General features: G+C 63.9%; 19 protein-coding genes. 17 read left to right on the top strand and 2 right to left on the bottom strand.

The features are described 5' to 3' along the window. The first annotated feature begins 10 nt into the window (after positions 1-10). The 14 genes from ACXAF5_RS04605 (at position 11) to ACXAF5_RS04540 (ending at position 15,564) form a co-directional block, all read left to right on the top strand. Complete coding sequence (locus ACXAF5_RS04605; RefSeq protein ID WP_474945704.1) at positions 11-277, top strand: phosphopantetheine-binding protein; 267 nt, start codon at positions 11-13, stop codon at positions 275-277. Next, positions 274-1,827, top strand: a complete 1,554-nt coding sequence (locus ACXAF5_RS04600) for an AMP-binding protein (RefSeq protein WP_474945703.1) — start codon at positions 274-276, stop codon at positions 1,825-1,827. The genes ACXAF5_RS04605 and ACXAF5_RS04600 overlap by 4 nt, the downstream gene beginning before the upstream one ends. A gap of 12 nt (positions 1,828-1,839) precedes the next feature. Beyond that, positions 1,840-3,186, top strand: a complete 1,347-nt coding sequence (locus ACXAF5_RS04595; RefSeq protein ID WP_474945702.1) for a cytochrome P450 — start codon at positions 1,840-1,842, stop codon at positions 3,184-3,186. Positions 3,187-3,304: 118 nt separating this feature from the next. After that, positions 3,305-4,846 carry an AMP-binding protein gene (locus ACXAF5_RS04590; RefSeq protein WP_474945701.1) on the top strand — a complete coding sequence of 514 codons (1,542 nt, stop codon included), beginning with the start codon at positions 3,305-3,307 and terminating at the stop codon, positions 4,844-4,846. A 190-nt stretch (positions 4,847-5,036) separates the two neighbouring features. Then, on the top strand, positions 5,037-6,239 hold the full coding sequence (locus tag ACXAF5_RS04585) for an efflux RND transporter periplasmic adaptor subunit (RefSeq protein WP_474945700.1): 1,203 nt from the start codon (positions 5,037-5,039) through the stop codon (positions 6,237-6,239). Positions 6,240-6,242: 3 nt separating this feature from the next. Beyond that, positions 6,243-6,947: an ABC transporter ATP-binding protein gene (locus tag ACXAF5_RS04580; protein ID WP_239359860.1), complete on the top strand. Its 705-nt coding sequence runs from the start codon at positions 6,243-6,245 to the stop codon at positions 6,945-6,947. Beyond that, positions 6,938-8,098: an ABC transporter permease gene (locus ACXAF5_RS04575; protein ID WP_474945699.1), complete on the top strand. Its 1,161-nt coding sequence runs from the start codon at positions 6,938-6,940 to the stop codon at positions 8,096-8,098. The genes ACXAF5_RS04580 and ACXAF5_RS04575 overlap by 10 nt, the downstream gene beginning before the upstream one ends. 4 nt (positions 8,099-8,102) lie before the next feature. Continuing rightward, positions 8,103-9,296, top strand: a complete 1,194-nt coding sequence (locus ACXAF5_RS04570; protein WP_239319109.1) for an ABC transporter permease — start codon at positions 8,103-8,105, stop codon at positions 9,294-9,296. A gap of 4 nt (positions 9,297-9,300) precedes the next feature. Continuing rightward, complete coding sequence (locus ACXAF5_RS04565; protein WP_474945698.1) at positions 9,301-10,677, top strand: FAD-dependent oxidoreductase; 1,377 nt, start codon at positions 9,301-9,303, stop codon at positions 10,675-10,677. A 51-nt stretch (positions 10,678-10,728) separates the two neighbouring features. Next, positions 10,729-11,751, top strand: coding sequence for an LLM class flavin-dependent oxidoreductase (locus ACXAF5_RS04560; protein ID WP_474945697.1), 1,023 nt, complete (start codon positions 10,729-10,731; stop codon positions 11,749-11,751). A 12-nt stretch (positions 11,752-11,763) separates the two neighbouring features. Next, entirely contained in the window at positions 11,764-12,921 is a 1,158-nt protein-coding gene (locus ACXAF5_RS04555) for an acyl-CoA dehydrogenase family protein (RefSeq protein WP_474945696.1), read from the top strand. Beyond that, positions 12,918-13,628 carry a 4'-phosphopantetheinyl transferase family protein gene (locus ACXAF5_RS04550; RefSeq protein WP_474945695.1) on the top strand — a complete coding sequence of 237 codons (711 nt, stop codon included), beginning with the start codon at positions 12,918-12,920 and terminating at the stop codon, positions 13,626-13,628. The genes ACXAF5_RS04555 and ACXAF5_RS04550 overlap by 4 nt, the downstream gene beginning before the upstream one ends. A 139-nt stretch (positions 13,629-13,767) precedes the next feature. Beyond that, the gene (locus ACXAF5_RS04545) at positions 13,768-14,862 is read left to right on the top strand and encodes a helix-turn-helix domain-containing protein (RefSeq protein WP_474945694.1); all 1,095 of its coding nucleotides are present in this window, start codon (positions 13,768-13,770) and stop codon (positions 14,860-14,862) included. A 129-nt stretch (positions 14,863-14,991) separates the two neighbouring features. Then, positions 14,992-15,564, top strand: coding sequence for a hypothetical protein (locus tag ACXAF5_RS04540; protein ID WP_474945693.1), 573 nt, complete (start codon positions 14,992-14,994; stop codon positions 15,562-15,564). Positions 15,565-15,703: 139 nt separating this feature from the next. Here the strand turns inward: ACXAF5_RS04540 and ACXAF5_RS04535 are convergent, their stop codons facing one another. After that, positions 15,704-16,171 carry an Lrp/AsnC family transcriptional regulator gene (locus tag ACXAF5_RS04535; RefSeq protein ID WP_474945692.1) on the bottom strand — a complete coding sequence of 156 codons (468 nt, stop codon included), beginning with the start codon at positions 16,169-16,171 and terminating at the stop codon, positions 15,704-15,706. A 174-nt stretch (positions 16,172-16,345) separates the two neighbouring features. On the opposite strand from ACXAF5_RS04535, the gene ACXAF5_RS04530 reads away from it, so the two are divergent. From ACXAF5_RS04530 to ACXAF5_RS04520, 3 genes are read left to right on the top strand one after another with little or no spacing between them, the layout of a single operon-like run. Continuing rightward, positions 16,346-17,392, top strand: coding sequence for a pyridoxal-phosphate dependent enzyme (locus ACXAF5_RS04530; protein WP_474945691.1), 1,047 nt, complete (start codon positions 16,346-16,348; stop codon positions 17,390-17,392). After that, a complete protein-coding gene (locus tag ACXAF5_RS04525; RefSeq protein WP_474945690.1) occupies positions 17,385-18,548 on the top strand; it encodes a M24 family metallopeptidase in 1,164 nt (387 codons plus the stop codon). The genes ACXAF5_RS04530 and ACXAF5_RS04525 overlap by 8 nt, the downstream gene beginning before the upstream one ends. Continuing rightward, positions 18,548-19,303, top strand: coding sequence for a maleate cis-trans isomerase family protein (locus ACXAF5_RS04520; protein ID WP_474945689.1), 756 nt, complete (start codon positions 18,548-18,550; stop codon positions 19,301-19,303). Before ACXAF5_RS04525 ends, ACXAF5_RS04520 begins: the two co-directional genes overlap by 1 nt. Positions 19,304-19,338: 35 nt before the next feature. On the opposite strand, the gene ACXAF5_RS04515 is transcribed toward ACXAF5_RS04520, so the two are convergent. After that, the gene (locus tag ACXAF5_RS04515; RefSeq protein WP_474945688.1) at positions 19,339-20,442 is read right to left on the bottom strand and encodes a M24 family metallopeptidase; all 1,104 of its coding nucleotides are present in this window, start codon (positions 20,440-20,442) and stop codon (positions 19,339-19,341) included. Positions 20,443-20,452: the final 10 nt, after the last annotated feature.

Genomic DNA, 20,452 nt, shown 5'->3' with positions numbered 1-20,452 from the left:
AGGACCCATCATGACCACGCATATCGACACCCATATCATTGACGCCATCGTAGAGCTTCTGGACATGGATGACGGCAGTTCGATCACGCCGGACACCCGGATCGAGGATGATCTCGGCCTCGACAGCGGCTTGCTGCTGGAGCTGTTCATGGCGCTGGAAGAGCGTCTCCCGGCGCTGGAGGTCGACCCCTCCGAGCTGCGCCCGGAACAGTTCTCCACCATTCAAAGCCTGTCGGCGCTGATCGCGTCGTTCATGAAAGAGGATGTCCCGGCATGAAGCCGCAGGCGGATGATCCACACCAGCTGCTCCGCGACATTCATCGCCGGTTTGCGGGGCGCGGTGCGGAGGCCTATCGCACCACGTCCGAGACGCTCAGCTTTGATCGCCTTTACCACGCCTCCCTGGCACTGGCGGAGAAGCTCGCGCGCGTGCCAGACCCGAGGTGCAGCCGCCCTGTATTGATCTGGGGCCACAAGGACCCGCGCTACCTCGTCGCCTACTGGGCCTGCCTGCTGGCGGGCCGGCCCCTGGTGCCCACCGAACAGGACACCCCAGCGGAACGGCTGCGCCAGATCGTGCAGACATGTGATGCGTCGGTGGTCTTGGTTGCCGACGCCGATCCGAATGTGCCCGCGCAATTGCACAAGACGCTGACAGGGAGTGACGTCCCGGTCTGGGGCGTGGACCTCGATGCCGCGCCTGCGCAGGATCTGCCACCGCACGACGTCGCACCGGATGACGTGGCCTATATCATGTTCTCCTCCGGCACACTTGGCCAGCCCAAGGGCATTCAGGTCACCTATGCCAATCTGGCGGACTTCATTCGCTGGCAGGACCAGCTTCTGGCAGGGGCGACCTTCGACGGTGTGACCGGCAACATTCGCCATTGCTTTGATGTGTCCCTGTTCGAACTCTGGAATTCCTGGCTGCGGCTGCGGCCGATCACAGCGCTCAATCACGCGGATTTTGCCAATTCCACCGGCTATATCCGGCGCCTTGCGACCGATCAGGTCGGGCTGTGGGTCTCCACGCCTTCGATCGCCCGCCTGATGTTGCGCAATCGCCGTTTCAATGGCACCACCCTGCCCGCGCTTTCGACCTTTCTGTTCTGCGGCGAGGCCCTGACCAAGCCGGTCGTGCAGAGCCTGTTCGATCGGTTTCCGGGGTGCCGCGTGCTGAACACCTATGGCCCCACCGAATGCACCGTGGCCGTCACCGCGGTCGACATCACCGCAGATCATCTGGCAGCCTCGGAGGACTTGCCGATCGGATATGCCCGCCCGGGAACCGCGTTGGTCGCAGATCCCGGCCCGGACCAGGGCGAGATCGAGATCCGCGGCGCGTCGGTCGGGCGCGGCTACCTGAAGCTGCCGGACAAGCAGGCACGCGCCTTTCCCGCCCCCGGCTGCTACCGTACCGGGGACCGGGGGCTGCGCCGGGCGGATGGGCTTTGGTATTTTGGCGGGCGCATCGACCGCGAGATCAAGGTGCAGGGCATGCGCGTCGATCTGGACGACATCGAGGCTCATATCCGCCGCCAGCCCGGGATCGAGGACGCCGTGGTGGAGCCCTACATGCTGCGCGGCGAAGCCCGTGCGCTCAATGCCTACATCTTTGGCGACCACACCGCGAATGTGCTGAAGCAGCTCGCCGGTCAGATGTCCCGCGAACTGCCCTCCTATCTGGTGCCGCGCTTTTGGTACGCCGGCTTCGAAGCCAGCCTCAATCGCAATTCCAAGATTGACCGCGCCTGGCTCTCCGAAGCGGCCAGAACCGCAGACCATCGCCATGTGCACAGCCAACCCGATGCAGAAACGATCAGTTGAGAGGACTTAGAGATGACAGAACCGCAGATCCCCGTTTTCGACGCCAGCTCCGAGTTCCACCAGAACCTTGGCCTGCTGAAGGTCGCCGAAACCGCCATGCGCAAACTCGGCGACGTGGTGATGATACGAGCCAGCGAAAGCCGCCAGATGCTGCTGCTGACGGGAACAGAGAGTATCCGATACTGGAAAAACCACCAGGGACAGTTCCAGACCGAACTGGGGGACATCGCCAGCAATGCCGGGACCACGCGTATTCTTATCGGCGACGCATTGGAGCGCCCGGAGAACGCGGCGATCTGGGACGCCAGCCGGAGTGGTCTGGCAGAGGTCAACGCCCGGTGGGACGACTGGGCGCACCGGAGCCTGACCACGGCGACCCGCGCGCTGGTACGCGATCTTGCCCTTACTGCCGAGGCGCCGGTTGATCTGCGCCCGATCTGCTCCCTCTGGGCCGTGCGGGCGCTTTGTCCGACCCTGTTCGGGGACGCCCTGCCCGACCAGGACATGGTCGACGGGTTGATGCAGATCGAACAGTTCTATTTTGCCATGAGCACCAAAGACGCCGATGAGATTGCACATCCCGAGACGCTGGCCGAATTCCAGCAGGCGCGCGGGTTCCTGGACCGCGCGGTGCGTGCAGGCCTGGCCCAACTGAACGACGGGACCTCCTCGGTTCTGGCCACGATGAACAAGTGCCTGCCGGAGACCCTCAGTGAGGAACAGCGGATCGACGTTCTGCGCCCGACATTGGGGCGCCTGCTGCTGGAAAAGCTCAACATTGACGGGCTCGGGCTGCTGTGGACCCTGTGCCATCTGGCGCAAAGCCCGGATCTCGTCCCTGAAATGGCACGGGAGGTCGACGGATGCACGGATCTCTACGACGCGCCGGACACCGAAACCCCGCTGTGCTACTCGGTGATCCAGGAAGCGCAGCGCCTCTACCCCGAATTGCCCTTCATCTACCGGATTACGAGCAAGGAAATGGAGGTTCAGGGCTACAATGTGCCGCCGCGGACCACCATCCTGTTCGCCCCTTGGCTGGTCCATCGCGACGGGCGCTACTGGGACACCCCTAATCGCTTTGACGGTCACCGGTTCCTGACCCCGCCCGAGGATCGCAACTCCTATCTGCCGTTCGGGATCGGCCCGCGTGTGCGCAGCCGCAGCCGATTTTTGCAGCATCAGCTGTCCGTTGCCGTGCGCGCGGTGGTGGCGGAGTTCGACCTGCAACTGGCCCCGGACTGCAAGCGCGGCAACCTGCGTCCCATCCTGCGGTCCACCCTCGCCCCCCGTGGTGCGGTTCCGGTTGCCTTCAGGTATCGCACTGCCGCGACAGAAGCCGCAACCCTGGCGCTCTAGGCCCGGACCAACGGGTCGCAGGCAGGCTGCGCCCTGACTGCACGATGACACGGGGGACGGGCGCATCACACCGGTGTCGCCGCCCCCGGCTTCACCTTCTCACTTCACCGGAGGCCCCATGCCAGAGAGTTTCCTATCCAAGATCCTCGCCCACATACGTTCGCACCCGGAGGCTCCGGCGCTGGTCAGTGACGGCACCGTCGTGTCGTTTGGCGCTCTGGGGCGCCACGTGCGGGCCGTCCTCGACATGCTGGAAACGGATGCAACCTCCGGGCTGGTGATGATCCAGGGGCACAAGGAACCTGGCGTGGTGGCAGCCATGCTGGCCTGCATGTGTGCCGGGCGGGGATTTGTGTTCGTGGATCGCTCGAACCCGCCTGACCGGCTCGCCCGGATCCAACGGGTGGCAGACGCGCGGACCCTGTTCCACGCCAACGAAGCGCCCGAGGTGTACGCTGACGTGACCTTGCATCGCATCCCGCCCGCAACGGATCAGGCGCTCGGCGAAACCGCCGCACAAGATCGGGACCCAGCCGATCTTCTGTATGTGATCTTCACGTCCGGCAGCACGGGCGAACCCAAGGGCGTGCCGATCAGCCATGCCAACTTCGCTGCATTCCACGACTGGTACAGTCCGATGTTGCAGGACATACCCGGGCGCACGCTTGCCCCCTGGCAGAGCGCGCATGTGAACCATGCCAGTCTCGCCTTTGACATGGGCATGCTGGATCTTTGGCCCGTGCTGGCACTGGGGCGTCCGGTCGTCCTGCTCGACCACCGGCACAACATCATGCCGCACAAGAATATCGAGGCCCTGATCGCCCATCCCGATCAGGTGGGCGTGCGCTCCTGGTTCTCGACCCCGTCGCTGTTGCAGCTGATGTGCACCGATCCCCGGTTCGACGCGAACACCCTGCCCGGGTTGCAGTGTTTCTTTGTCGGCGGCGAGGCTGTGCAACACCGCTTGGTGAAGGATCTGAAACGGCGCTTTCCACAGGCCGACATCCGCCACGCATACGGTCCTTCCGAGGGCACCTGCATGAGCCATGTGCATCGCCTCTCCGGCGCCGAGATCGACCGCGGCGGGATTTTGCCCCTCGGGCCGGCGCTGGCCGAGAATGTGATGCGGATCGTCGACGCCGATGGCACCGCCCTGCCAGAGGGCGCGCCGGGAGAGGTGGAACTGACCGGACCGCAGATCGTGACCGGCTACCTGCCAGCCGACCACCCCGGAAATGCGGCCTTCTCCCATCACAACGGACAACGCTCCTATCGGACCGGTGACCTGGGCTATGTCGATGCCGCTGGCAACCTGATCCTGCTGGGTCGGGCGGACCGGCAGGTGAAATGGAATGGCAACCGCATCGAACTCGACGAGATCGAGCGGGCGGCGCATAGCCTCGCGCAGGTTCAGAAAGCCGCCTGTTTGCCCGTTCGCGAAGCCGGGCAGCTGCGGGATATCATTCTCTTTGTGCAACCGGAATGCGGGCACAGTCTCGCTGCGACGGACTGTGCACAGGCACTGAGCGCAGTGCTGCCGCAGACCATGATCCCGCGCGACATCCGGGTCCGCGACAGCCTGCCGGTGACCGTGAATGGCAAAGTCGATTCTCGGGCCCTGCTTGCAGAGGCCACGTCCAAGATACCCGCCAAAGTGTGATCCGATGCGTCTCCGGAACGACCAACATCACGCTCAACCCCTTAATAAGTGGAGCAAAACGCCGATTAGGACGTCCTTCTTTGTGATTTAGGTCTCGCGTCCCGCCCTGTTGTTCCAAGCTTGACCCATCCCGTCGCCCGAGTGCGACCAATCCGTCACCGGCCTGCCCCCGCGAGGAAAGCGATCCGACATGTCCAATCCCGATGATCTCGAAACCAGGCTGCGCTCTCTCTCCATCGACAGGGCAGACACTGCCCCAAGCGCGGCCTCCGGTTCAGGATCCGAGCGCCGCGGCCGGCGTTCAGCGCCATTCTGGGTTTATGGTCTGGGTCTGGTCCTGTTGGCCGGGGGGAGTGCACTCTTTCTGTCTCCGGCGCTACAGGATCGCGCGATCACGCTGGCCACCCCCCTTCTGGAGCCGGCCAAGCAGCTGCTGGACCAAGCCGTTCCGGATCAGGCCGATCCGGCCACCACTGCGACAGGCGCAGAGCCACCGGCCGCAGAACGACACGCCCGGGCGTCCGCGGATGATGACACCGCCTCTGCCTCTGCCGCGCCGCCCAAACCGGCACCGGGGCCGCGGATTGTCGGTTCAGGCTTTGTGGTTGCGCCCACTTCCGTCATTCTGATGTCGGAAATCGGGGGCCGGGTCGACAATGTCGACGTGACAATTGGCACCCGTCTGGATGCGGGCACTCCGGTGTTGAGGCTGGAGGACGGCAATGCCCGATTGGCACTCGATCTGGCGCGCGAAGACATGCGGCTGGCCCAGGCTCGGCTCGACAGTGCCCGCGCCGACCATGCCGCCGCCGCAGCCCCCCTGCGCCGTCTGGAAATGCTGGAGGCCCGCGGCATCGGCAAGCGCGCCGAGCTGGAAGACGCACAGCTTCAACTGGCCAGCCTCGGCCACGACATCTCCATCGCCCGCAGCCAACTTGAAACCGCACGGCTGACCCTGCAGCGGGCACAGAGCGATCTGGAAAAGCACGTGCTGCGTGCCCCTTTCGATGCGGTGGTCGTGGATCTGCCAGCGGCCCCCGGCATGACGGTTTCCTCCGGTATCAACGGCGGTGCCGACGAGGCCGGGCTGATGGAGCTGATGGACGTCAGCCAGCTCTATGTCGATGTCGATGTCTCGGAACGCAATATCGCCACGATCCGCCGCGATCAGATCGCCGAAGTGCGTCTCGACGCCTTTCCCGACCGGATTCTTGCGGCGCAGGTGTCGGCGATTGATCCGCGCGCCTCGCGGGAAAAAGCCACGATCCGCGTGCGCCTCAAGCTGGACACCACCGATCTGGACGGCGTGCGGCCCAATATGTCTGCCAAAGCTACTTTCACCAACCTCACGGACCGGGCGCTGGCCCAACTCCGGATCAACGGGAGCAACTGACCCATGACCCCTGTCTCATACGACATCGAACTCACCAACGTCTGCAAGAGCTACCCGCTGGGCAAGTCCCGCATTCCGATCTTCGATGATCTGACCATGTCCATTCCGGATGGCGATTTTCTCGCCATCATGGGGCCGTCGGGGTCCGGGAAATCCACCATCCTCAACCTGATCGGCGGCATCGATACGGTGGACAAGGGCCATGTCAGCATTGGCGGCACCATGCTCGACAAGATGAGCACCCGCGCCTTGACGCGCTGGCGGTCCGAGGTGATCGGCTTCGTGTTCCAGTTCTACAACCTGATGCCGATGCTGAGTGCCGCGCAGAATGTCGAGCTGCCGCTCCTGCTGACCGACCTCAGCGCGTCGGAACGGCGCGAGCGGGTGCATACGATCCTGGATATCGTCGGTCTGTCGGATCGGCACGATCACTTGCCGTCACTGCTGTCCGGCGGGCAGCAGCAACGGGTCGGCATTGCACGCGCCATCGCCAGCGACCCGCGCATCCTGCTCTGCGACGAACCCACCGGCGATCTGGACCGCAAGTCCGCCGACGAGATCCTGGACCTGCTGCAACTGCTGAACACCAAACTGGGCAAGACCATCATCATGGTCACCCACGACGAAAGCTCGACCCGCGTGGCCAAACGCACCGTGTTCCTCGACAAGGGGCGTTTCGTGTCGGAGGAGGTCGCGCAATGCGCCTGAGCCCGTCCCTGCTGATCCGTCAGAACCTGACGCGCAAGCTCTTGCGCAGCGTATTGCTGATCCTGTGCATCGGCGTCGCCTTCTTCATCTTTGGCGTCCTGTCAAGCTTTCGCCAGGGGTTTGAAGGGGCCGGGTCACAGACCGCGCGGCTGGTGGTCGCCTCCAAGGTCGGCGGCAACGAGACGCTGCCCTTGTCCTATCTGCCGGAGATCGCAGCACTCGATGACGTGGCCGAGGTCACCCACATCACCCGCCTGCGCGCCTTTGTCGGCAACGAGCGCAACATCGTCGGTGCCAACGCGGTCGATCTTGAAAGCTACGCCCGGGTCTATGCCGACACCTATAATTTCACGCCCGACATGCTGCGCGCCGCCGAGGCGGATCGCACCGCCATTCTGGTCGGGCGCACCCTTGCCGACCGGATGGGCTGGCATACCGGAGACAGTGTGACGCTGACCAGCTTTGTGCACGCCCGCGACGGCGGGGACCGCAACTGGCGCTTCACCATTGCCGGGATTTTCGAGGGGGCCGAGATCACCACCGACACCAGCTTTCTGCTGGCGCGGTCCGATTATTTCCACGCCGCGGTCCTGCGCAATCGCAACCGGGTCGATCTCTACGGCATCAAACCGCAGCCGGGCGCGGACACCGACGCTCTGTCCCGCCAGATTGACGCCGCCTATGCCAATTCCGGCGCCCAGACCCGGACCCAATCCGAAACCGCCTTCATGTCGGCCTTCCTGGAGCAGTTTGCCAATATCGCGCTTTTGGTCCGGCTGATCGTCGGGGTCGCCTTTGCCACCATCCTGATGATCGTCGCCAATACGATGATCTTTGCGATCCGGGAACGCACGCTGGAGATCGGCGTGCTCAAGGTCCTCGGGTTTTCCGGCGGGCGGATCATGCGCATCGTTCTGGCGGAAACACTGGTGCTGTTTGCGCTGGGGCTGTGCCTTGGGCTCAGTCTCACGGCCGCGGTGATCCCCATGTTGGCCGATGCGCTGCAAAGCGTCGTGCCCGGCCTCTACCTCACCCCGCGCGTGATTGGCACGGCGGTGGCGCTGGCGGTGGGATTTGCCCTCGCCTGCGGCGCGCTGCCCTCGATCAATGCTCTTCGCCTGCCGATCGCGGCAGCCCTCAAACACAGGTGATCCAATGTTCGGTTTTCTCCGTCAATCCCTCGCGCTCTCGACCGCCAACCTGCGCAGCCTGCCGCGCCGGGCCTGGATTTCCCTGTCGATGGTGCTGTCCGTGACCCTCGTTGTGCTGGTGCTCCTGGGCTTTCTCGCCATGGCCAACGGCTTTCGCAAGACGCTGTCGTCGACCGGCGCCGACAACGTGGCGCTGGTGCTCAGTCGCGGTGCCTTCAGCGAGGCCCTGAGCCGGATCGAGACCCAGCAGGCACATCTGGTTGAAGAGGCCCCCGGCCTTGTTCGCACCGACGATGGAACACCTCTGATCTCGCGGGAACTGGTGGTGCCGGTGGACGCGGTCGCACTGGACAGCAACAAGAATGAAACCCTGTCGCTGCGCGGTATCGACCAAACCGGCCTGACGCTCCGCCCCCGGGTGCAGATCAGCGATGGCCGCATGATGACCCCCGGCACAGCCGAGATCGTTGTTGGTGCACGTCTGGCATCGCGCTACCGCAATCTGGCGGTGGGCGACACGATCACCTTCGGGCGCTCGCAATGGACCGTCGTCGGGCATTTCACGGCCGGGGGCAGTGTCTTCGAGAGCGAGCTGCTGGCCGATGCGGGGCTGGTGCAGGCGCAATTCAACCGCCCCAACCAGATCCAATCCCTGCGCGTGCAACTCTCCGATGCAGCGCGGTTTGAACAGTTTCGCGCCTATGTGGAAGACGAGCTCGACATGGGACTGGCGGCACAGACCGAAAAGGCCTTCTATGCCGCCCAGGCCAGCGACATCAGCCGCATCATCCTGTTCCTGGGATGGCCCCTGGCGATCGTCATGGCCTTCGGCGCCGCGGTGGGTGCCATGACCACCATGTACAGTTCGGTCTCCGACCGGATGATCGAGATCGCCACCGTGCGCGCATTGGGGTTCAGCCGCAGCGCGGCGTTTGTGGCCACGCTTGTCGAAGCGCTGGTTCTGACACTGATCGGCTGCGCCATCGGTGTGGCGCTGGCCTGGATCGGGCTCGATGGCTGGAGTGCCTCGACAAAGGGCGGGGCCAATGCACAGTTGGCGTTTCAGCTGGCCCTGTCCTGGCCACAGGCGGTGAGCGCGGTGGTGCTGGCTCTTGCAATCGGTGCGGTCGGCGGCGGCTTGCCCGCATTGCGCGCCACACGTGTCCCCCTGCGCGCGGCAATGACCGGACGGGCCTGAGCCGATGGCACTGCCGCAGCCCTCGACCTCCCCCCCACCGCGTGGGATGCACCCAGAGCGTCCCCGCGCGGTGGTCATCGGTGGCGGCATCGCCGGTCTTGCCGCCTGTAGCGCGCTTGCCCCCCATGCCGCGTCGATCATTCTGATCGAGTCCGACGGCCTCACCGACGGTGCCACCTACAGGCGCCGAATCCCGCAGGCCCCGCATGTACATGCGTTGCTGGACAGCGGCCGGCAGGCGCTGGAACAATTGATGCCGGGGATCGGGGCGGCGCTGCAACGGGCCGGAAGCCTGCCTCTCAAGGTCCGGTCGCAATGGCGCACTCACGATGGGCACGAATGGTGCACGCCCGAAGACACCGGTCCGATGGTGCTGAGCCAAAGTCGACCGCTCCTCGAACAGGCGCTGCGGTTACGAGTACGAAGGATACCACATCTGACCCTCATGCCAGGCCGTGTGCGGGGGCTGGTAACTCAGACGGGTGAAGACCCGCATTCGGTGCGTATCACCGGGGTCCATGTACAGGACAAAGCGCAGCCCTCCTCCGCACCGGATCGCCCGGTCCCGGCAGACATCGTCATCGATGCCTCGGGACGGGCCGGCGACAGTCTCAAATGGCTGGCCGCGGCGGCGGTCCGCCTGCCGCCGGAAGACACCCGGACACCTGACATCCGCTACTGCAGTGCCTTCTTTGACAGGACCGCGCAGGATGGTTCCACCGCCCTCAGCGCCTGGCTCCGCCCGGCACAGGCGCCCGGAACCCGCAGCCTGGTCATGGCACCGGTGGAACACAACCGCTGGATCATCACCCTGACCGGACGTTTCGGCGCGCAGATGCCGCGAGACGAGCAGAGCTTTCGCCAGCTGTTCGAGGCCACCGCCGGCGCAGAGCTGTCCGCCCGACTGGCAGATGCGCCGATGGTCTCTCGCCTGCGTGGCTTTGCGATCAAGACGGTGCGCTTCCGGCGCTTTGATCACATCGCAGAGGACCTGCCGGCCGGATATTTCCCGATCGGAGACACCATCGCCACCTTCAACCCGCTGTTTGGACAGGGCATGAGCGTTGCCGCGCTTCAGGCACTGGCGCTGCATAACGCACTGGCCTGCGAGCCGGATCTGGCAATGGCACAAAGCGCTTATCTGCAAGAAGCCTGCCGGACTGCCGGCTGGGCCTGGAACATCGGCGGCGCTGTTGATCGCGCCTACCCGCAGATGCGGCAACAGCCGGACGCCGAGTGCGATCACCTCGCCGAGCGGTTGCGGCTCGCCTTCTCCGCTTCCGTCATGCGCCCGGCGATGCGTGGCCAGATCGACCGCGTCCTGCATCTGCTTGATCCGCCGGACAGGCTCGACGTGCTCTGCAGCGAACTGGCCGAGTGACGCGTCGCGCCGGTTCTGCGATCTCCCATCTCTTTGGCAAGGAATACCAAGATGAAACTTCTGACCACCGCTCCGCCTTCTGTCCGCTACGCGCCCGGTGCCTATCTCGATGCCGTGGGAACGCTGGCGCAATGGAATGAAACCGCCGGCGTTGAGGGGATGCTGATCTATACCGACAACAGCCTGATGGATCCGTGGACCGTCGCCCAGGCGGTGATGGAGCGGACCCGTCGCTTTGTACCGCTGGTCGCTGTTCAACCGCTTTACATGTCTCCCCTGGCTGCCGCGCGAAAGGTGTCCTCCCTCGCCTTTCTCTATGGGCGCAAGATGGCGCTCAACATGGTGGCCGGGGGCTTCGTCCGCGATCTGGAGCAGCTGGGCGACGCAACCGAGCATGATGCCCGCTATGACCGGCTGGTGGAGTACACGCAGATTTTGCAGGCGCTGCTGCGCGGAGAATCCGTGACCTTCAGCGGCACATATTATCAGGTGACCAATCTGACGCTGTCGCCAGAGCTGCCGCCGGAGCTCATGCCCGAGATTTACCTCTCCGGCGCATCTGAGGCCTGCGCGGCGGCAGCGGCGACCCTGGGGGCCACCCGCCTCAGCTATACCAAGCCGCCTCACGATCTCGAACCGCTTGCCCCGCTTCCCGGCGAAGGCCAGATCGGCCTGCGCTTTGGCGTCATTGCCCGTGAAACCTCCGACGAGGCCTGGCAGGAGGCACGCCTGCGGTTCCCGGCGGATCGGCGCGGCCAATTCGCCCACAAGATGGCGCGGGGCACCACCGACAGCATCTGGCACCAGGAAATCTCGCGAAAGGCGGATGACCTGCACGAGGCGCGCGATGGTGCGTACTGGCTGTTTCCCCTGCGCAATTACAAGACATTCTGCCCCTATCTGGTCGGCAGCTACGGCGAGGTGGCGGCCTATGTCGGCCGGTATCGGGCTCTTGGCTATACCACGCTGATCCTGGACGTGCCGGAAAGCGAGGCGGAGCTTCAGCACAGCCTTCGCGCGGTGCAGCTCGGTGGTGCGCAGCTCCTGCGTCCCGAACCCGCCTCCTTCAGCTGATCGCGAGACACCATGTTCAATCGTACCCTCTTCGACCCCGAGCACGACGCCTGGCGCGCCGAGGTGTCCCGTTTCCTGACCTCCGAGGTTGTCCCGCAGCATGATCGCTGGGTTGCAGACAAGAAGACACCGCGTGACATTTGGCAACGAGCTGGCGCGGCCGGGTTGCTGGGACGCGGGATGCCCCGGCAATATGGCGGCGCGGGGCGGGACTTTCGCGACAGCGCCATCGTGATCGAGGAACTGGCGCGGCACCGTGTCCACGGGCTGTTCACCTGCCTGCAGAGCGATATCGTCGCGCCTTTCATTCTGCGGCTCGGTACGGACGCGCAAAAAGACCGCCTGCTCCCGGCCCTGTGCCAGGGCGAAACCCTCGGCGCGCTGGCCCTGACCGAACCGCAGGGCGGCAGCGCCATGTCCGATATGGCCACCACGGCCTGCAACAGCGGTGAAAGCCTGGTTCTGAACGGATGCAAGACACATATTTCCAATGGGTCAGTCGCAGATGTGGTGATCGTTGCCGCGCAGAGCGAGCGTGGTGCGATCGGCGACCAACCCGGACTGAGCCTGGTGCTGGTGGAGACCGAACGTCCGGGTATCAGTCAGCAAGCGATCCAGAAATGCGGCATGCCGGCGCTGGATACCGGTCGGATCTCGCTGGAGGACTGTGTCGTTCCGCGCGGCAACCTCCTCGGTGCCGAGGGCATGGGCTTTGTCTACCTGATGAGTTTCCTCGGGGTGGAGCGGCTAGTCCTCGCCATCTATGCGCAGGGGTGCTGCGAGCGGATCTTGCAGGATCTGATCCGGGATTGCGACGCACGCCGCACACCGCAGGGCAGTCTTCTCGATCATCAAAACCCCAGGTTTGCCCTGGCGGACCTGTACAGCGAATGTGCCGTGAACCGCAGTTTCATCGACCAGTGCATTCCACAGGTGCAAGACGGGCGGTTTGACCCCAAGAGCGCCTGCATTGCAAAATTGCGGACCACCGCCACCCTGAAGAAGCTCGCCGCACTGGGGGTGCAACTGCGGGGGGCCGGCGGCATCAGCGGGGACAGCGGCGCCGCAGCGAGCCAGGATCTTCTGGATGCATCGGTGCAGTCCATCTGGGGCGGCACCAGCGAGATCCTTCAGGACCTGATTGGCCGCAGCATGGCCAGTGGGCTATGAGTTGCGCGTTGCCGCCACTGCCGGTCGAGGTCTGGCATGTCCGGTTGCCCGATAAGCTGCGCCCTGAGGATCTGGCCCTGCTGGATCGTGAGGAACACGCGCGGGCCACAGCCATTTCGATGCCGGCGCACCGCGTGCAATATGTCGCCGCCCATGCCGCCCTACGCCGAATTCTGGGAGCGGCCAGCGGATGCGCACCCGACGCCTTGCGGTTTCTCCGCGAGGCTCACGGACGCCCGGTGCTGCACGGTCGCAACGCCCCGCACTTCAGCCTGAGCCATTCTGGCGCAGATGCGGCGATTGCCCTGTGCCGTCACGCCCCGCTTGGGGTTGACCTGGAACAGCGCCGAGCGCGCCCCCGGGCGCGACAGTTGGTAGCACGACTCTTTGCAGAGCCTGAACGCGCGCGCCTTCTGCCGCTCCGATCTGCGGCGTTTGACGCCGCCTTTGCCCGGCTCTGGGTCCTCAAGGAAGCCTATATCAAGGCGGATGGCCGGGGTCTGGCCTGCCCCCTCGACAGTTTTGCCATCGACCCTTTTGCGCCCCGTCTTCTTTGCAGTGACATGGAGGTCCCAATCCGCCCTCAACTCTCCTATAAGGAGTTGTGTAATAATATTGATAGCGCTTTAGTGGTATGGACCGCATACCCCGTTGAAATCAAACACCGGGTTCTGGATATGCGCGTTGATATGGGAAGGGCGGCCTGAGATGGACGTGTCATACAGAGGCCCGAATATGGCGATATGTACCGGGTCAGGATCGGGGCAGCCCCCTGCGTTCTGTGCCGCCGTCCTGCTGATGCCGCATGATCCAGACGACCGCCTTCAATGACCGGAGACTGAGGCCTTGCTGTTTTTCCCCCTGCCGTTCCTGACCGCGTTCTTCCTGATCTTCGTGATCATGCAGCTTGCCCGTTTCATCGGGCGGGGGCTTGATTGGGTGGTCATGTTGACCGTCGTGGGCTTTGCGTTGCAGTCGGTGCTGCTTGGCGTGTCCTGGGGCATTCAGGACATGCCCAAGATGCCGCTGATTTCGCTGGCGATCGCCCTGCCGCCACTGACCTGGTTGTCGCTGAATGAACTGGCGGGACGTACCGGACGTTTCAGCCGCCCCGTCATATTCGGCGTGATCGCGGTGTTGCTGGCGATCACCAATGGCGCTTTCCTCCTCGGCATCGAGGATATCGTCGATACGATGTCGATCCTGGTCTACCTGCTGTTTGGCGGACATCTGATCTGGTCCGGCATGAACCTTGATCTGGACTGGATGGCAAGCCGCCCCTTGCAGAGCCTCATTCCCACCCAGCGCGCCTATATGGTCGCGGGGACAATTCTGCTGCTCTCGGCCGGAGTGGACGTGATGGTCGCGCTGGATATCCGGCTCAACGACAGTCAGATTTCGCCTGCATTGGTCGGATATTCCAACCTCACCTTCCTGCTTGCGCTGATCGTGGTGTTCTTTACCCGCCACGACGGCCCAGCCCCGGCCCCGCGGCCGCAGCCCACCACGCCGCAGGCGCAGTCCCTGTCGCCGGAGGATGAGACCAGCGCCGAAAGCATCCTTGCAAAGCTGGATCAGGAGATGGAAACCAACCATCTGTACCGAAATGAAAACCTGTCGCTGAACGAAATCGCACGCAAGATCCGCGTGCCCGCCCGACAGGTGTCCAGCGCCGTGAATACGCTGCGGGCGATGAATGTTCCGAAATACGTCAATACGTTCCGCATTCGCGATGCCTGCCGCATCCTTGAAGAAACCGACATGCCGGTGACCGAGGTGATCTTTGCCGTGGGGTTCACCACCAAATCCAATTTCAATCGCGAATTCCAGCGCGTGACCGGCCTCAACCCCAGCGCCTGGCGCAGCCGTGCCTGTACCACCTCCGAACCCCGCTCCGGCTCTGACACGGTCCGGGTGCAGGAAACCGCATCGGAGACCTGAGCCCCCAGGTCCGGAAACCCGATCGCGGACGTCCTTGATCGCGCATCAGGTCGCATACAGGGGGCGGAGGGGCCACACTCCATTGCATAGAAGACGGGGCCTGCTGCCCCCTTGCACAGGAGCATTGGCATGAAACGCAAGACAAAGATCACGCTCGCCTCGATCAGCGCCGCCCTGGTGGTCCTGAGCGCCGCCCCGCGTCTGGTCCAGGCCGAGGACGATCAGTCCATTCCGTTGTCCGCCGCCATTCGCACGGTCATACTGCATGGGGACGGCACCGCGCTGAAGCTGACCACTCATGCTGATGACGTGCGCGAAGCGAGGATCACCACCGAGGACAATATCGGCTGTGCCATTGCATCGACCGTCGAAACGGTTGGCGATCAATTGAAGATCTCAGTTAAAAAAGGCCGCATGCGCGTGGGGTTCTGGTGCGACCCCGATGTGACGCTCTCGCTTCCGGCCGGGCTAAGCCTGGAGATCGGCCTGACCAACCTCGCTGCAGACATCAAAGGGACCTACGATCAGGTCCAGATTCGCACCGGCCAATCGGTAATCGATTTCGACGGTGCAGCGGAGCATTTCACGCTGCATGGGCGGCGTGCGGCGGTCCGTCTGAACTTCCCGCGCGACATGCCGCGCGAGGCCGTGGAACTCGATGTTGATACCATTCTGTCACATGTCACCTTCAACGGCGCCTGAGCAGACCCTGCGGCCGCGTCGCGCCCCACAGCATGTGTGACCCATCCGGAGCCAGCAGCGGCACGGGGCCACCCCGCGCCCGGTTTCCTGAACACCGCCTGCGCCGCGGGGCCATCGCACCCCCATCGGCGCAGGAGACTTATCCGTCAGGTACGGTAACCGGCATTGAAAACCCTGTTTTCACCCGATCCATCACCGCGCTGGTGCGAAACCGAAGTACGTTTTCTTCGGCAAAGAACTGACGTCGGGTGAACTCATCATAATCGGCCATATCGCGCGCCGAGATGATCAGCACAAAATCAGCGTTCCCCGTCACATAGTAGCACTGCATCACCTCCGGTGCGGCGCGCATCTGCGCCTTGAAGCGGTCCAGATCTTCCATCCGCTCGTTTTGCAGCGTCACCTCGACAATCAGCAGCAACCCGCGTCCCACCTGATCCGGGGCGAGCACCGTGATTTCGGATTCCACCACATCTGAGGCCCGCAACCGTGCCAAGCGTTTGCGGCAGGCATCCGGCGACAGACCCACCTGCTTGGAGAGCGCCTCGGCGGTCATGCGCGCGTCGGACTGGATGGCCTCCAGTATCAGGGCGTCGAATCTATCCATACCGGCAGCATGGCGGAATTTCGGCCTCCGGGTAAGGCGCAAAGGCTCGCTTGGACGGTTTTCGGCCCATGAGGGCGCTATCCGTACGGTTTTCGGCCAGATCCGATCCGAGAAATCCGGGATACGTCACCGCAAGGGCGCTAGGCTGAGCATCAAAGAACAGGAGCCCGCTATATGCCCGTGACAATTGCCAACCCCCACCGTGGTCGAGGTCTCGCCCTCGACGCGCCGTTTCCTTGCGATGATGCAAAAGGGGTCGCCGATTTGCTGGGGCAATGCCCTGCGCATCAGGAAACACCGCTCCTGTCTGTGCCCACACTAGCCGCGCACTGTGGCGTTGCTCAGATCCACCTCAAGGACGAGCGCAATCGCATGGGGCTTGGCAGTTTCAAGGCACTCGGGGCCGCACATGCCATTGCCCGCGCCGCGTGGGATGTGGTCGAGGGTGGCGATTGGTCAACGGCGCTGGCAGGGCGCACGTTCGTCACCGCAAGTGCAGGCAACCACGGACTGTCCGTAGCCGCCGGGGCGGCCCTGTTTGGGGCGCAGGCGGTGATCTACCTTGCCGAAACCGTGCCCGAAAGTTTTGCTGCGCGCTTGCGTGCCAAAGGTGCCGAGGTTGTGCGCGAGGGAAACAATTACGAGGCCAGTATGGATGCGGCAGAGACGGCGGCAGTGCGCAACGGCTGGACGTTGCTCTCTGACAGCTCTTGGCCCGGATATACCGAACTCCCTTATCTGGTGATGGAGGGATACCTGCAACTCGCGGCGGAGGCCGCTCAGCAGATCCCCGCACCACCGACACATATCCTGCTGCAAGCCGGGGTGGGCGGGTTGGCGGCTGCGGTCGCCGCCCATGCGCGCAAAGTCTGGGGCGACGCCCCGCAGGTCATTGTCGTTGAGCCAGAGGCTGCCCCTGCCCTCATGGAAAGCATCCAGGCTGGTAAAGTGGTCGATACCCAAGGGCCGGTCTCTGCGATGGGGCGGCTGGATTGCAAAACGCCGTCGATGATCGCGCTTCAGGGATTGGCGCGCGATGCGGATCTGTTGGTTACCCTCAGCGAAGAGGAGGCCGCTGCCGCCGTGGTCACACTCCAAACCGAAGGACTGGCCACAACCCCTTCTGGCGGGGCCGGGATCGGGGCCTTGCTTGCCGGGCTTGATCTGCCCGCAGAGGCCCGCGTTCTCGCGATCTTGAGCGAGGGGCCAGAGGATGCCTGAAACGTCGCTGATCTTTCCCGCGCGGGAATATCAAAACCGCATCACCCGGTTGCAGGCCCGTATGGCAGCAGCCGGGGCCGATGCGCTGTTGCTGACCACGGCGGCGGATGTGTTTTACGTCACCGGTTTCCTGACCCGGTTCTGGGAAAGCCCCGCCCGGCCCTGGTTCATCGTGGTGCCCGCCTCTGGCGCTCCGGTGGCGGTCATCCCCTCTATCGGTGCCGCCTTGATGCGGCGCACATGGATCACGCAGGTCCGGACGTGGGATGCGCCTGACCCTGCGGATGACGGCCTGAGCCTCTTGGTCGACACGCTGGCGTCACTGGTCCCAGAGCAAGGAAAAATTGCTCTACCGATGGGATTAGAGACACATTTGCGGATGCCGCTTGCAGGTTATCACGCCCTTTGCGCGCAGCTGGCCCCGCGACAGGTGCTGGATGGCACTGATATTGTCCAACGGGTGCGTGAGATCAAATCCGAGGCCGAAATTGCCAAGATCCGCACCACCTGCGCCATCGCCGGGCGCGCTTTTGATCGGGTGTCAGAGATCGCGGGCGTGGGCCGCCCGCTTGATCAGGTGTTTCGCGCATTTCAGGCTCTGTTACTGGACGAGGGGGCCGATTGGGTGAGCTATCTCGCCGGCGGCGCGGGCGCGGACGGTTACGGCGATGTGATCTCTCCAGCGACGGCGCAGCCGCTGGAGCGCGGCGATATTTTGATGCTCGACACTGGTGCGGTCCGCGAGGGGTATTTCTGTGATTTTGACCGTAACTTTGCCATCGGTCCGGCCTCGGATCTGGCCAAACGCACGCATTCCGCGCTCTGGTCCGCAACGGAGACCTGTCTTGAGGCGCTGCGTCCGGGGATGCTGGCGCGGGATGTACATCAGATCCTGAGCGATGCGCTGATCGCGCAAGGGGCCACACCCGGTGGTGGACGGCTGGGCCATGGGCTGGGCGTGACGCTGACGGAATGGCCGTCGTTCACCCCGAAGGACACCACGCCCCTGCGGGCGGGCATGGTGCTGACGCTCGAACCCGGCGCAATGGTGGGACCGGATTGCATCATGGTGCATGAGGAAAACATCGTTTTGCGCGAAAATGGTGCTGAGCTTTTGTCGCCCCGTGTCCCATCTGACCTGCCGGAGATTGGGTGATGACATCCTTTCCATATGAGATCACGGAAGACCCGCGCCCGCGTCTGGGGCTGATAGCCTTACAGGTGGATGAAACCATCGAAGAGGACTTCCGCCAGATGTTTCCTCAGCCTGCGGCACGGCTACACATCAGTCGCGTTCCCTCCGGTGCGGAGCTGACGCCCGACACCATCGCCGCCATGGAAGAGGAATTGCCACAGGCCGCGCGCCTGCTGCCGCCTGCCGCCCGGTTTGAGGTCATCGCCTATGGCTGCACCTCCGGCACCAGCCTGATCGGCGCAGGTCGCGTGAGAGAACTGGTCCATGCCAATGCCACAACACAAGCTGTCAGCGATCCGCTCAGCGCCGCGATTGCCGCGCTCCGGGCACTGAATGTGACACGTGTCGGGATCGTCTCACCCTATATCGCCTCCGTGGCTGCCCCGATCCGCGCAGGATTTGAAGCGGCGGATTTTGTGGTGCCCGACATGATTGGTTTTGGCGAGGAGGTTGAGGCCCGTGTTGCGCGGATCGCACCTGCCTCCATCCGTGCCGCGGCCCATGCGCTTGCATCACGGGCTGAACTGGATGCGGTCTTCCTGTCCTGCACCAACCTGCGCACACTTGAGGTCATCCCGACGCTCGAAGCGGAACTGGGCCTGCAGGTGCTGAGTTCCAATCAAGTCCTCGGCTGGCACATGGCAGGCCTCGCAGGCCTTGCGCTGCGGCATCTGGCGGTGCCGGGACTGCTTGGAAAAAAGGCGGCGCAGCCCTGAGCCACGCCGCCTGTTTGTCGTTAGGGGCTACGTGTTTAGACGCGCACCATGTCGCGCGGCATCTCGGAGAAGATCTCCGCACCGTCTTCGCGCAGGATGACGATTTCCTCCAGACGGATGCCGAACTTACCCTCAAGGTAGATGCCCGGCTCGATCGAGAACACATTGCCCTCGGCCAGCACCACGTCGGAATTGGCGGCGATATAGGGCGGCTCGTGAATGTCGATGCCGAGACCATGGCCGGTGCGATGCAGGAAACGATCTCCATAGCCTGCGGCGGTGATCACATCGCGCGCGGCCTTGTCGATATCGCTGGCCACAACACCGGGTTTAGCCACCGCGAGCGCGGCCTGAACGGCCTTCTCGACCACGGCAAAGACCTCCTCAAAACCCTCTTCGGGCGCACCAAAGTAGCCGCAGCGGGTCATGTCGGACGGGTAGCCATCCAGACGGCAACCGGTGTCAATCAGCACGGCAGAGTTGCGGGTCAACTGGGTGTCACCGGGCGTGTGATGCGGGAAGGCCCCGGACGCGCCAAAACACACGGAGCAAAACTCCAGCGTCGCTCCGGCAGCGGCATATTCGGATTTGATCAGCTCGACGATCTCACGCTCGGTGACGCCTTCTTTGAGGGCGGCGAACGCGGCTTTGACGGCCTTGTCGTTGGTCAGATGCGCGGCTTTGATCGCGTGGTACTCGCTGTCGTCCTTGGAGGCCCGCAACAGGCTCACGGTATCATCGGCAAAACGACGACGTGGGTTTTCCAGTGCGTCCAACAGGCGCAGAGAGAAATCGGTGCGCATGGTCTCATCCAGAACCACCGACAGATTCGGGCGCGTTGCACCGCAGGCCTCAAGCAATGCGGCCAGAGCGGCATCCGGGCCTTCGTCATCACGCCATGGGTGGAACGGCAGGTCCGTGTCCTTGCGCGCGGCGGCGGCATTCAGCGCCGGCATCAAAAAGCCCGCATAAGACTGGCTCACCAAGAGCATCACCGGGCGCTCATCGCCATGAGGATGCACACCAGACAGCCACGCCATATGGCTGGAAGGGCCGAGAGCGACAAGGTCGGTGCCTGTCAGCTCCATACGGGCACGCAGAGCAGCGAGGCGGGCGGCGGTCAGCGGGAATTCGGTCATCGAAGGCTCC

It is taken from the genome of Epibacterium sp. ABV4_022 (genome assembly GCF_056159345.1).
The sequence above is the reverse complement of the archived record's forward strand: the minus strand, read 5'-3'. Positions and strand labels throughout refer to the sequence as shown.

Bases quoted from the DNA above. Each gene is read 5' to 3' on its own strand.
- ACXAF5_RS04605 (WP_474945704.1), top strand. From the start codon at position 11: ATGACCACGCATATCGACACCCATATCATTGACGCCATCGTAGAGCTT.
- ACXAF5_RS04600 (WP_474945703.1), top strand. From the start codon at position 274: ATGAAGCCGCAGGCGGATGATCCACACCAGCTGCTCCGCGACATTCAT.
- ACXAF5_RS04595 (WP_474945702.1), top strand. From the start codon at position 1,840: ATGACAGAACCGCAGATCCCCGTTTTCGACGCCAGCTCCGAGTTCCAC.
- ACXAF5_RS04590 (WP_474945701.1), top strand. From the start codon at position 3,305: ATGCCAGAGAGTTTCCTATCCAAGATCCTCGCCCACATACGTTCGCAC.
- ACXAF5_RS04585 (WP_474945700.1), top strand. From the start codon at position 5,037: ATGTCCAATCCCGATGATCTCGAAACCAGGCTGCGCTCTCTCTCCATC.
- ACXAF5_RS04580 (WP_239359860.1), top strand. From the start codon at position 6,243: ATGACCCCTGTCTCATACGACATCGAACTCACCAACGTCTGCAAGAGC.
- ACXAF5_RS04575 (WP_474945699.1), top strand. From the start codon at position 6,938: ATGCGCCTGAGCCCGTCCCTGCTGATCCGTCAGAACCTGACGCGCAAG.
- ACXAF5_RS04570 (WP_239319109.1), top strand. From the start codon at position 8,103: ATGTTCGGTTTTCTCCGTCAATCCCTCGCGCTCTCGACCGCCAACCTG.
- ACXAF5_RS04565 (WP_474945698.1), top strand. From the start codon at position 9,301: ATGGCACTGCCGCAGCCCTCGACCTCCCCCCCACCGCGTGGGATGCAC.
- ACXAF5_RS04560 (WP_474945697.1), top strand. From the start codon at position 10,729: ATGAAACTTCTGACCACCGCTCCGCCTTCTGTCCGCTACGCGCCCGGT.
- ACXAF5_RS04555 (WP_474945696.1), top strand. From the start codon at position 11,764: ATGTTCAATCGTACCCTCTTCGACCCCGAGCACGACGCCTGGCGCGCC.
- ACXAF5_RS04550 (WP_474945695.1), top strand. From the start codon at position 12,918: ATGAGTTGCGCGTTGCCGCCACTGCCGGTCGAGGTCTGGCATGTCCGG.
- ACXAF5_RS04540 (WP_474945693.1), top strand. From the start codon at position 14,992: ATGAAACGCAAGACAAAGATCACGCTCGCCTCGATCAGCGCCGCCCTG.
- ACXAF5_RS04535 (WP_474945692.1), bottom strand. From the start codon at position 16,171: ATGGATAGATTCGACGCCCTGATACTGGAGGCCATCCAGTCCGACGCG.
- ACXAF5_RS04530 (WP_474945691.1), top strand. From the start codon at position 16,346: ATGCCCGTGACAATTGCCAACCCCCACCGTGGTCGAGGTCTCGCCCTC.
- ACXAF5_RS04525 (WP_474945690.1), top strand. From the start codon at position 17,385: ATGCCTGAAACGTCGCTGATCTTTCCCGCGCGGGAATATCAAAACCGC.
- ACXAF5_RS04520 (WP_474945689.1), top strand. From the start codon at position 18,548: ATGACATCCTTTCCATATGAGATCACGGAAGACCCGCGCCCGCGTCTG.
- ACXAF5_RS04515 (WP_474945688.1), bottom strand. From the start codon at position 20,442: ATGACCGAATTCCCGCTGACCGCCGCCCGCCTCGCTGCTCTGCGTGCC.